The following is a 10,623-nucleotide window of genomic DNA, read 5'->3' as shown; positions in this document are numbered from 1 at the left end:
GCCGCCGCGGGGCAGCGCGTGCGCGTCGGGTACGAGGTCGGCGGCCATCCCCTCGACGGTCAGGGGCCGCAACGGCAGCAGCCCGGAGGCCGCCTCGGCGGCGGCGGACTCGTCGGCGTAGCCGAGGACGGCGAGGGCGCGGGCGGGGGGTGCCTCGACGAGGCGGACCGCGGCTTGGGTGAGGACGGCGAGGGTGCCCTCGCTGCCGGTGAAGGCGCGGGCGAGGTCGGGGCCGTGCTCGGGGAGGAGGGCGTCGAGGGCGTAGCCGGAGATGCGGCGGGGGAGGTCGGGCCAGCCGGGGGCGGCACGGCCGTCCCGTACGCCGGGCGCAGCCGCGCCCGTCGGCCCGCCCGCATCCGGAACCCCGCCCGGAACCCCGCCTGTACGCAACGCGGCCAGATGCCCCGCGACGAACTCCTCCAGCCCCGGCAGCACCCCGAGGTCCCGCTCCAGCCGCACCGCCCGCCCCCGGTACGTCACGACGTCCAGGGCCCGTACGTTGTCGGCCGTCGTCCCCCACGCGACGCTGTGCGAGCCGCACGAGTTGTTGCCGACCATCCCGCCGATCGTGCACCGGCTGTGCGTCGACGGATCCGGCCCGAACGTCAGCCCGTGCGCCCCCGCCGCGCCCCGCAGCCGGTCGAGCACCAGCCCCGGTTGCACGACGGCGGTACGCGTCCCGGGGTCGAGGTCGACGAGCCGGTTCAGGTGCCGGGTGAAGTCGAGGACGACGCCGACGCCCACGGCGTTGCCCGCGATGGACGTACCGCCGCCGCGGGCCACGACGGGCGCGCCGTACTCGCGGCACACGGCCAGCGCGGCGGCGACGTCGTCGGCGTCGCGAGGGGCGACGACGCCGAGGGGGACGCGGCGGTAGTTGGAGGCGTCCATGGTGACCAGGGCCCGGTCCCGGGTGCGGAAGCCCACGTCGCCGCGGACGGCGTCCCGCAGCCGCCGCTCCAGCGCCGCGACATCCACACCGGTGTCCGTACCCGCGTCCGCGCCCGTCTGCGTATCCATGGCCCCCAGCGTGCCGGACACCCCCGCCCCGCCGCGCGTATTGACGTGCCCCACTCGCGCCTCTAACGTCCGACCCCAGAAAGATTCGAAACCAGTCCCGAAATGTTTCGACCCGCCATCCTCCTCCCACCCAGCACCCGCACGCACGGATCCGGCGCCACACTCCACCACCGCCCGCGCCTCGCCCGCGGGGGAAGAAGGGGAACATGCGAAGACTCCGCAGCAGGCCGAGGACCCCCCGGGCCCTGCTCGCCGCGCTCGCCGGCGCCCTCTGCCTGTACGGCCTCGGCACCGCAGCACCCGCACAGGGGGCGGCGGCCGACACGCCGGCACCCGCGACCGCCGCGGCCTCGCTGAACCAACTCGCGCAGGCGCACGGCAAGTTCGTCGGCTCCGCAGCCGCGACGTCGCACTTCTCCGACACCCAGTACACCGGGATCCTGGGCAGCGAGTTCGGCCAGGTCACGGCGGAGAACGAGATGAAGTGGGACACCGTCGAGCCGTCCCGCGGCCAGTTCAACTACGGCCCGGGCGACCGGATCGTCGACTTCGCCCAGCAGAACGGCCAGTCCGTACGCGGCCACACCCTCGTCTGGCACAGCCAGCTCCCCGGCTGGGTCTCCGGCCTGCCGAGCGGCGAGGTCCGTACCGCGATGGAGAACCACGTCACGCAGGTCGCCGGCCGGTACGCGGGCGACATCGCCGCCTGGGACGTGGTCAACGAGCCGTTCAACGAGGACGGCACGTTCCGTACCAGCCCCTTCTACAACGCCATGGGCCGCGACTTCGTCGCCCACGCCCTGCGCGCCGCGAAGGCGGCGGACCCGAACGCGAAGCTGTGCATCAACGACTACAACATCGAGGGCGTCAACGCGAAGAGCACCGCGATGTACAACCTCGTACGCGACCTGAAGGCACAGGGCGTACCGATCGACTGCGTCGGCATCCAGGGCCACCTGGCGATCCAGTACGGCTTCCCCAGCGACCTGCGGCAGAACATGCAGCGCTTCGCCGACCTGGGAGTCGACGTGGCGATCACGGAGCTGGACGTACGGATGCAGCTCCCGGTCAGCGCGCAGAAGGAAGCCACCCAGTCGCAGTACTACGCGAACGTCATCGACGCCTGCCTGGCCGTCACCCGGTGCACGGGAGTCACGGTCTGGGGCTTCCCCGACAAGTACTCGTGGGTGCCGGGCGTCTTCGACGGCGAGGGCTCGGCGACCCTCTGGAACGACAGCTACCAGCCGAAACAGGCGTACAACGCGGTGGCCGAAGCCCTGGGCGGCGACCCGGGCCCGGGCCCCGGCCCCGGCCCCGGCGACGGCTGCGACGCGAGCTACGCCGTACCGCAGGAATGGAACGGAGGCTTCACCGCGGCGGTGACGGTGAGCTGCGACGGCGACTCGCTGTCGGGCTGGTCCGTCTCCTGGGGCTACGCGGCGGGCCAGCGCCTCACCAACGCCTGGAACGCGACGTGCCAGCAGAGCGGCACGAGAGTGACCTGCACCAACGCCCCGCACAACGGCAACGTCCCGGACGGCGGCGCGGTCACCTTCGGCTTCAACGGCACCTGGACGGGCACCAACCCGACCCCGGCCACCCTCACCCTGGGCTGACCCCCCGCACCCGCCCGCCGGGGACCACCGCAATCACCGGTGGCCCCCGGCGGACGGCTGTGTACGGGGCCGGTGGGACCCCAGTGAAGCATCGGCATCAAGCCAACGACCGCGCTGGCGAAACCCCGCGCCCCACGGATAGCGTCTTCTACCCGTAGTGATCCGCCTCCTACAGGGAGTTGACGTGAAACGCCGACGCACCGCCCCCGCCGCGCTGGCGGCCTTAGCCGCCACGAGCCTGCTGCTGACAGCCTGCGGTTCGGACGACGAAGGCGGGGGTGACGACGAGAAGATCAAGGGCGCGGGAGACGCCTCGTCGACGCCGCCGTCACCGAAGGAGAGCGAACCGGAGGCGAACCGCCCGGAGCTGACACTCCCCTCGTACGCGAAGCTGACTTTCGAGGACGCCACCACGGGCGACGCTACGAAGGACGCGGTCCTCAGCGACAGCGAACAGCGGTTCATCGCCCTCTACGACGCGATCCTGAAGGCGGACACACGGAGCTCGGCGCTGAGCTTCTACACCAGCGGTGAAGCGCTCGCGATGTCGCAGGACTTCGTCAAGGACTGGGTCGACGCCGATGACAAGTGGGCGGGGGCCATCCGGGTCTTCGACCGCAAGGTGACCATGAAGGAGGACGGCACCGCCGCCGTGGTCTTCTGCGCCGACGAGAGCGATGCCGTCATCACGAAGGATCCGGCGAACGAGAAGGACCTGCCGACCGGAAGCGGTTCGAAAAACGCGTACGTCCTCTACAACACGCTGCTTGAGAAGAGCGCGGACGGCGTCTGGCAGACGACCAAGGGGCTGTCCGACCGGGGGGCCGCACAGTGCCGGGCTTAGCGAAGGCCACGGCCGTTCTTGCCTTATCCGGCCTTGTATGTCTGGGGCTGTTACCCGGCCCCGCCGCAGCCCAGGAGGACGACGGACTCGGCGGGCACGGAGACAACTTCGACCCCGGAGAAGGCACCCCGTCCGGCGGCTCCGACGGCAACGGCAACATTTTCTCGCAGGTCGAGATCGTGTGGGACGAGACCCGCAACGGCCCCGGCGGGGACGGCGGCGGGGCAGTGGCCCCGGTGAGCGACTGGGAGCCGCCACCCTGCTGGTACGGCCCGGCCTACCACCCCGAAGAGTTCGAGAAGTTGGCCCGGCGGGTGTTCTTCGCGATGGTCCACGACCCCGACGGGCAGGACATCGCCTCGGACTTCATGGAGAAGTACAACGGCGGGAAGCCGTACAAGAACTTCAACAGCGACAAAGCCGGTGAAGGCTACTGGTGGGACGACTTCTACGACGAGAACCGCAAGGACGACCCAGCGATCTTCGACTGCATGGAACCGTGGTTCTGGGTCGACACCGGTGAACCGCCGCCGGTCGAGTACGAGAACGCCGTCACCCCCGAGGTCCTCGCCGAACTCGCCTACGACAGGCTCCGCCTCCCCCGCGACGAGGCGGCCCTGCGGCCCGCGGCGGCGAACCAGAAGGTCAACCTGCCGACGTGGGTGTGGCTGGACGAGGGTACGTTCCGCCCCGTGGCGGTCAGCGCCTCCATCCCGGAGATCGGTATCCAGGCGACCACCACCGCCCGCCCCGTGGGCCTGCACATCGACCCCGGCACGGACGACGCGGAGTTATACCCCGAAGACGGCGTCTGCCGCATCAACGACGACGGCTCCATCGGCACCCCCTACACGGCCGGCCGCTCCGAGGAGTCACCGCCCTGCGGCCTGACGTACCTCCGCTCCACGGAGAGCACGGGCCCGTACGAGCTGACGGCCACCGTCACCTGGGAGATCAGCTGGACCGGCACCGGTCGGCCGAACGCCGTGCGGCTGCCCGACGGAGTCTTCGACACGACCACCGAGGTCGACGTCGCCGAGATCCAGACCGTCGTCCGCTGAGGTCAGAAGACCTCGGATTCGGCGGCACGTCGTAGGGGATGGAGGCGGCACCCCGCCGGCGTCCTCGACCTGCTCGCACAAAGTTGGCGACGGTCACTCACGGGTGTGAAGACGGTCCGGGAGCCGCGACGCCACACTGCCCACCACGTGGGTGTTCTCGTCTCAGAGCGTGGACGGGGGCGCCGGTGGCGGGGGGTCGCGCCGTAGGCTTCGGGCGTGGCTGAGATCGAGATTCCCGCTGACATCAAGCCCGCCGACGGTCGCTTCGGGTCGGGTCCGTCCAAGGTGCGCACCGAGGCGCTCGACGCCCTGGCCGCCACCGGTTCCTCCCTTCTCGGTACGTCCCACCGGCAGGCTCCCGTGCGGAACCTCGTCGGGCGGGTGCGTGACGGGGTGCGTGAGCTGTTCTCGCTGCCCGAGGGGTACGAGGTGGTTCTCGGCAACGGGGGGTCCACCGCGTTCTGGGACGTTGCCACCCACGGGCTGATCGAGCGCAAGTCGCAGCATCTGTCCTTCGGCGAGTTCTCCTCGAAGTTCGCCAAGGCCGCCAAGCTCGCCCCGTGGCTGGACGAGCCGACGGTCGTCGCGTCCGAGCCCGGTACGCATCCCGAGGCGCGGGCCGAGGCCGGGGTCGACGTGTACGCGCTGACGCACAACGAGACGTCCACCGGTGTCGCCATGCCGCTGCGGCGGGTCGAGGGGGCCGACGACGGGGCGCTCGTGCTCGTCGACGCGACGTCCGGGGCCGGCGGGCTGCCGGTGGACGTGGCGGAGACCGACGTGTACTACTTCGCTCCGCAGAAGTCGTTCGCCGCCGACGGCGGGCTGTGGATCGCCGCGTTCTCGCCGGCCGCGCTGGAGCGGGCCGCGCGGGTGCACGCCTCCGGGCGGCACGTGCCGGAGTTCTTCTCGCTGCCCACGGCGATCGACAACTCCCGCAAGAACCAGACGTACAACACCCCCGCCCTCGCGACCCTCTTCCTCCTCGCCGACCAGCTCGACTGGCTGAACGGGCAGGGCGGTCTGGACTGGGCCGTGCGCCGCACCGCCGCCTCCGCCCGGACGCTCTACAACTGGGCCGAGGAGGCGAAGGCGACCACGCCGTTCGTCGCCGACCCGGCGCAGCGGTCGGCGGTCGTCGGCACGATCGACTTCTCCGACGACGTGGACGCCGCCGCCGTCGCCAAGACACTGCGCGCCAACGGCATCGTGGACACCGAGCCGTACCGCAAGCTCGGCCGCAACCAGCTGCGGATCGCGATGTACCCCGCGGTCGACCCGGCCGATGTCGAGGCCCTGACCCGCTGCATCGACTACGTCGTCGAGCGGATCTGACACCTGTCCGTCTCACCGAGGGCCCGGCGCGGGAACGCGCCGGGCCCTCGGCGTACGGGTCTCGCTCAGAGCGACAGCCGCTGGTACTTGCGGACCGCCAGCGGCAGGAACACCGCCGTGACCACCACCGGCCACACCAGCGCCATCAGCATCGCGTGCTGCTCGATCCACGAGTCGCCCAGCCGCCCCGGGTTGCCGAACAGCTCACGCACCGCGTTGGCGGTGGACGACACCGGGTTCCACATCGCTATCGAGCCCAGCCAGCCCGGCATGTCCGCGGGTGACGCGAACACGCTGGAGACCATGCCGAACGGGAAGGCGACCGCGAAGAGGTTCCCCGCCGCCTCCTGGTTGGGCGTCAGCAGGCCGAGCACCACGCCGACCCAGATCAGCGCGAAGCGCAGCCACAGCAGCAGCACGAAGGCCGCCGCCGTCTCCAGCACCGAGCCGTCCGAGCGCCAGCCGATGATCAGGGCGATCGCCGCCATCACCGCCAGGTCCAGCGCGGCGCCGATGAGGTCGGAGACGCCCCGGCCGCTGACCACGGCCGACGGTGACATCGGCATGGAGCGGAAGCGGTCGGTGATGCCGTGTTCCTTGTCGATGGCGATCAGCATGGCGGTGTTCATGAACCCGAAGGCCATGGTCATCGCGAACATGCCGGGCATCGCGTACGACTTGTAGGCGTCCGCGCCGCCCTCCATCGCGCTGCCGAAGACGTACACGAACAGCAGCACGGAGACGACGGGGAAGCCGAGCTGCCAGGCGATGTTCGACGGCTGCCTGCGGTAGTGCAGCAGGCCGCGGCGCACGATCGTCCAGCAGTCGGCGAACGCCCACTTCAGCGGCCCGCCGGGGGCCTGCTCGCGGGCCGGCGGGCGGGGCCGGGGCCGCTTCTCCCCCGCGGCGGTTTCGGTGACGGTGCTGCTCATGCGACCGGGGCCTCCTCTTTCCTTTCCTCTTCCCTGGCGTCCTTCTTGGCGTCCTTCTTGGCTTCCTTCTTGGCGTCCTTCTTGGCGTCCTCGCTGTCAGTGTTCCCGGGCCTCTCCTGCTCCGCCGTCGTGTGGCCCGTCAGGCTCAGGAACACGTCGTCGAGCGTGGGCCGCCGCAGCGCTATGTCGTCCACCGTGACGCCCTCGTCCTGGAGCGTGCGCGCCACCTCCGTCAGCGCCGCGACCCGGTCGGTGACCGCGCCGTGCACCCGCAGCTCCTCCAGGTCGATCGCCGGGTCTGCGCCGGAGACGCGGGCGACGGCCCGCACCGCGTCCGGGATCTCCTCCGCCGAGCCGACGACGACCTCGATACGGTCGCCGCCGACCGTGTTCTTGAGCGCGGCCGGGGTGTCGTCCGCGATCGTCCGGCCGTCGTCGATGACGGCGATGCGGTCGGCGAGCTTGTCGGCCTCGTCCAGATACTGCGTCGTCAGCAGCACCGTCGTGCCCTCGGCCACCAGGTCCCGCACCGCCTCCCAGACCTCGCCGCGACTGCGCGGGTCCAGCCCTGTCGTCGGCTCGTCCATGAACAGCACGTCCGGCGCGAGGATCATGCTCGACGCCAGGTCGAGCCGGCGCCGCATGCCTCCGCTGTACTCCTTGGCGCCCTTGTCCGCGGCCTCCGTCAGCCCGAACTGCTCCAGCAGCTCCGCCGCGCGCTCGCGGGCGCGCCGGGAGCCGAGGTGGAACAGCCGCGCGAACATCTCCAGGTTCTGCCGGCCCGTCAGCACCTCGTCCACCGCCGCGTACTGCCCGGCGAGGCCGATCCGCCGGCGCACCTTGACCGGCTCCTTCATCACGTCATGCCCGCCGACGCGGGCGTGTCCGCCGTCCAGCCGGATGAGGGTGGACAGGATCCGCACCGCCGTGGTCTTGCCGGCGCCGTTGGGGCCGAGCAGGCCGTAGACAGTGCCGTACGGCACGGTCAGGTCGAAGCCGGCGAGGGCCTGCTTCTCTCCGTAGCGCTTTTGCACGCCGTCCGCCACGACGGCGTCGGCCGAGCTTGCCTCCACGCTCTTCCTCCCCTATCTGAGTACGCCGTACCCATTTACGCATACGGTGTACGCAGATGGCAAGTCCACAGCTAGACTCGGGTCCATGGCGGCGAGGGAACACAGTGGCAGCGGCGACCTCAGCCGCAGCATGGCTCTGCTCTGGGGCATCGAGGAACGCGGCAAGCGCGGCCCGAAACCCGGCATCTCGGTGGACCGGATCGTCTTCACGGCGATCCGCATCGCGGACGCCGAGGGGCTGGAGGCGGTCTCGATGCGCAAGATCGCGGGGAACCTGGGCGTCGGCACCATGTCGCTGTACCGGCACGTGCCCGGCAAGGCCGAGCTGCTCGACCTGATGCTCGACGGCGTCGGCTCGGTCGAACCGGAGGACGTCGAGCGGTTCCGGACCCGGCCGACCTGGCGGGAGCGGCTGCGGGAGCTGGCCCACGCCTTCTGGGAGCAGTACCTCGAACACCCGTGGCTGCTCCACGTCGACCAGGGCCGGCCCGTGCTCGGCCCCAACGGGCTGGACTCCTTCGAGCTGGCCCTCAGCGGCTTCGACGGGCTGCTGCTCACCGACCAGGAGAAGGTCGGCTTCATCACCTCGCTCGACTCCACCGCCGCCGGCCTCGCCCGGGTGCACGTCAACGCCAAGCAGGCGGAGGAGCGGACCGGGATCAGCGACCAGGAGTTCTGGGAGGCGCAGTCACCGGCGCTGGAGTCGGCGATGACCTCTGGGCGCTATCCGAGGATCGCCCAGCTGTCCGAGGACTCCTTCTCGGCCCTGGACGAGGAGACGTACAAGTTCGCCACGGAGCGGATGCTCGACGGTCTGGAGGCGCTGCTCGACCACCGCCGCAGGACGGGATGGACCCTCCCGGAGGGCGGGGCGGGGATCTTCCACTCGGAGGAGTGCCAGAAGGAGGACGCCTGAGGGCGATCCGGCCCGTTCAGTCCGGTCGCGGCCGCCGCGCCAGCAGCTTGCGCAGCCCCACGACCGCGCCGATGCCCCCGGCCACCAGCAGTACCGTCTTCACCGGGCCGCGGCCCTCGTCGTCCCCGGCCCCGCCCGCGCCGTCCCCGGAGCCGTCCCCCGATCCACCCGAACCGTCCGACCCGTCCCCCGACGAGTCGCCGCCCCCCTCGGCCTCCCGCCGGATGAGGTCGCTCTGCTCCCCCTCGCTGCCGAAGACGATCGCCGACCCGTCCGCCGTGTACGTCATCGACTCGCCCTGCCGCTGCAGCGGCACGTCCAGCCGCCCGTCCTCCGCCGGCTTGCCGTTCTCGAAGCGGTACATCCGCCCGCCGACGTAGCTGCGCAACGCCATCCGCGTACCGTCCGGCGAGAACGCCCCGTCCGTCACCCACAGGTTGATCGGCGCGACCCGCCGGAAGATGTTCATCGACCCCGTCGACAGGTCCTCCGGCCCGGCGTACAGCGCCGCGCCGCCGTCCTCCTTCTTGCTCACCACGTACACCCGGCCCGTCTTCGGGTGCACCATCAGCGCCTCCGCGTCGCGCGGCCCGTCCTCGTACTGCGCCTCGTACTGCACGGCGTCGACGGTCGCGTCCTTGAGCTGCTCCGGCTCGGGGAAGCGGTAGATCCACACGTACGACCACGAGCCGCCCATGTTGTCGCCGATGTCGCCGACGTAGAGCTGGTTGTCGGGCCCGAGGGAGATGGCCTCGACGTCGCGCGGCTCCCCTATGCCGCGCAGCGTGATCGTGGCCAGCGTCTCGCCGGTCCCGCCGTCGACGGCGTAGACGTACGGGCCGTCGTCGGAGTCGTTGTGCGTCCAGTACACGTCGTCGTGCTGCCGGCTGGCGGCCAGACCGCTGGACTCGGTGATGCGGGGGTCGGTGAGTATCACGTCGTCCTGCGCCGCGGCGGGCGGGGCGTACGCGGCGGAGGTCGCCACCGCCGCCGCGGTCAGGAGGGCGGCGGCGGTCGGCAGGCGGTGGGCGGGCATGGCGCCAAGCCTGCCATGCGCCCGCGCGGGTACGGGGGCCGGTTCAGGGGTCCGTACGCGCGCGGGATGCACTCCCGCACCGCACCCGCACGCCGCACTTGCTTCGAGCGCGCTCGAAGCAGTTGGCTTGAACCTCATGAGGTATACGCAGTTGGGACGTACGGGACTCAAGGTCAGCCGGATCGTGCTCGGCACCATGAACTTCGGGCCGCACGCCGACGAGGCCGACAGCCACGCCATGATGGACGCCGCCCTCAACGCCGGCGTCAACTTCTTCGACACCGCCAACGTCTACGGCTGGGGTGAGAACAAGGGCCGCACCGAGAAGATCGTCGGCACCTGGCTCGCCCAGGGCGGCGGGCGGCGCGACAAGGTCGTCCTCGCCACCAAGGTCTACGGATCGATGGCCGCGGACACCGACACCACCTGGCCCAACCACGACCGGCTCTCGGCGCTCAACATCCGCCGCGCCGTCGACGCCAGCCTCAAGCGGCTGCAGACGGACCACATCGACCTCTACCAGTTCCACCACGTGGACCGGCACACGCCCTGGGAGGAGATCTGGCAGGCCGTCGACGTCCTCGTCCAGCAGGGCAAGATCCTCTACGCGGGCTCCTCCAACCACGCCGGCTGGCACATCGCGCAGGCCAACGAGGCGGCGCGGCGGCGCAACTCGCTGGGCCTGGTGAGCGAGCAGTGCCTGTACAACCTGCACGAGCGGCGCGCCGAGATGGAGGTCATCCCCGCCGCCGAGAGCTACGGCCTCGGCGTCATCCCGTGGTCCCCGCTC

At 71.1% G+C, this 10,623-nt stretch carries 10 protein-coding genes; 6 read left to right on the top strand and 4 right to left on the bottom strand.

Features of this window, described 5'->3' with window-relative positions; translation table 11 throughout:
• On the bottom strand, positions 1-1,020 hold a 1,020-nt coding region (locus tag H5J30_RS08185; protein WP_181786484.1), incomplete at its 3' end, for an FAD-binding oxidoreductase.
• Between the two features lie 206 nt (positions 1,021-1,226).
• On the opposite strand from H5J30_RS08185, the gene H5J30_RS08180 reads away from it, so the two are divergent.
• The 4 genes from H5J30_RS08180 (at position 1,227) to serC (ending at position 5,876) form a co-directional block, all read left to right on the top strand.
• Positions 1,227-2,636, top strand: coding sequence for a glycoside hydrolase family 10 protein (locus H5J30_RS08180; RefSeq protein ID WP_181786483.1), 1,410 nt, complete (start codon positions 1,227-1,229; stop codon positions 2,634-2,636).
• Between the two features lie 184 nt (positions 2,637-2,820).
• The gene (locus H5J30_RS08175; RefSeq protein ID WP_181786482.1) at positions 2,821-3,480 is read left to right on the top strand and encodes a hypothetical protein; all 660 of its coding nucleotides are present in this window, start codon (positions 2,821-2,823) and stop codon (positions 3,478-3,480) included.
• Positions 3,468-4,541, top strand: a complete 1,074-nt coding sequence (locus H5J30_RS08170) for a hypothetical protein (RefSeq protein ID WP_258563182.1) — start codon at positions 3,468-3,470, stop codon at positions 4,539-4,541. Before H5J30_RS08175 ends, H5J30_RS08170 begins: the two co-directional genes overlap by 13 nt.
• A 216-nt stretch (positions 4,542-4,757) precedes the next feature.
• Complete coding sequence (serC, locus tag H5J30_RS08165; protein WP_181786481.1) at positions 4,758-5,876, top strand: phosphoserine transaminase; 1,119 nt, start codon at positions 4,758-4,760, stop codon at positions 5,874-5,876.
• Positions 5,877-5,941: 65 nt separating this feature from the next.
• Here the strand turns inward: serC and H5J30_RS08160 are convergent, their stop codons facing one another.
• Positions 5,942-6,808, bottom strand: coding sequence for an ABC transporter permease (locus H5J30_RS08160; RefSeq protein ID WP_181786480.1), 867 nt, complete (start codon positions 6,806-6,808; stop codon positions 5,942-5,944).
• A complete protein-coding gene (locus H5J30_RS08155; RefSeq protein WP_181786479.1) occupies positions 6,805-7,881 on the bottom strand; it encodes an ATP-binding cassette domain-containing protein in 1,077 nt (358 codons plus the stop codon). The genes H5J30_RS08160 and H5J30_RS08155 overlap by 4 nt, the downstream gene beginning before the upstream one ends.
• A 130-nt stretch (positions 7,882-8,011) precedes the next feature.
• Between H5J30_RS08155 and H5J30_RS08150 the strand changes: the two genes are divergently transcribed.
• The gene (locus H5J30_RS08150) at positions 8,012-8,797 is read left to right on the top strand and encodes a TetR/AcrR family transcriptional regulator (RefSeq protein ID WP_181786487.1); all 786 of its coding nucleotides are present in this window, start codon (positions 8,012-8,014) and stop codon (positions 8,795-8,797) included.
• Between the two features lie 16 nt (positions 8,798-8,813).
• On the opposite strand, the gene H5J30_RS08145 is transcribed toward H5J30_RS08150, so the two are convergent.
• A complete protein-coding gene (locus H5J30_RS08145) occupies positions 8,814-9,833 on the bottom strand; it encodes a WD40 repeat domain-containing protein (protein WP_181786478.1) in 1,020 nt (339 codons plus the stop codon).
• 136 nt (positions 9,834-9,969) lie between these two features.
• Between H5J30_RS08145 and H5J30_RS08140 the strand changes: the two genes are divergently transcribed.
• Positions 9,970-10,623: aldo/keto reductase (locus H5J30_RS08140; protein WP_181786485.1), on the top strand; the 654-nt coding region annotated here is incomplete at its 3' end.

It is taken from the genome of Streptomyces phytophilus, from assembly GCF_013870535.1.
Classification (GTDB): Bacteria; Actinomycetota; Actinomycetes; order Streptomycetales; family Streptomycetaceae; genus Streptomyces; species Streptomyces phytophilus.
This window is presented reverse-complemented; position numbering and strand designations above follow the sequence as displayed.

Bases quoted from the DNA above. Each gene is read 5' to 3' on its own strand.
- H5J30_RS08180 (WP_181786483.1), top strand. From the start codon at position 1,227: ATGCGAAGACTCCGCAGCAGGCCGAGGACCCCCCGGGCCCTGCTCGCC.
- H5J30_RS08160 (WP_181786480.1), bottom strand. From the start codon at position 6,808: ATGAGCAGCACCGTCACCGAAACCGCCGCGGGGGAGAAGCGGCCCCGG.
- H5J30_RS08150 (WP_181786487.1), top strand. From the start codon at position 8,012: ATGGCTCTGCTCTGGGGCATCGAGGAACGCGGCAAGCGCGGCCCGAAA.
- H5J30_RS08145 (WP_181786478.1), bottom strand. From the start codon at position 9,833: ATGCCCGCCCACCGCCTGCCGACCGCCGCCGCCCTCCTGACCGCGGCG.